The sequence below is a fragment of the Terrisporobacter mayombei genome (assembly GCF_020748465.1).
Classification (GTDB): Bacteria; Bacillota; Clostridia; order Peptostreptococcales; family Peptostreptococcaceae; genus Terrisporobacter; species Terrisporobacter mayombei.
The window spans coordinates 1-471 of record NZ_JAHZMP010000188.1; the positions used below are offsets into that span (position 1 = coordinate 1).

The 471-nt window shown below is 28.0% G+C and carries 1 protein-coding gene; it reads left to right on the forward strand.

The window, feature by feature from the left end:
- Nucleotides 1-150 precede the first annotated feature (150 nt).
- Nucleotides 151-309, forward strand: coding sequence for a 4Fe-4S ferredoxin (gene fdxA / locus K0039_RS21045; protein ID WP_228106864.1), 159 nt, complete (start codon nucleotides 151-153; stop codon nucleotides 307-309).
- Nucleotides 310-471: the final 162 nt, after the last annotated feature.

Below are 471 nucleotides of genomic sequence, written 5' to 3' on the forward strand. Positions count from 1 at the left end.
GATTAAACTTTATTGTAAAACTTTAAAACAAGAATATCATAATAAAGTTTTTGTTGTAGAATTAATTTAATTGTTATATTCAATAATATTTGTTATAATGTTATTGAATTACAATACATATAAAAGGGAGGCTTTCAAAATGGCATATAAATTACTGACGCTTGTATAAGCTGTGGTGCTTGTGAGGCTGAATGCCCTGTTAGCAGTATAACAGCTGGAGACGACGCTTATGTTATAGATGCTGGTTCTTGTATAGACTGTGGTTCTTGTGCAGGAGCTTGTCCTGTAGATGCACCTCAACCTGAATAATAATTCGTTATTCATAAAGAGACTGATTTTATTTTATAAATACTAATCAGCCTCTTTTTAATTATGTATGATTCAATTAATATTATTTATATACTTTATTATGTTGCTACCTAATTCATCTTAAAATACTGTTAGCACATATCTAATACTTTTAACTTTAAT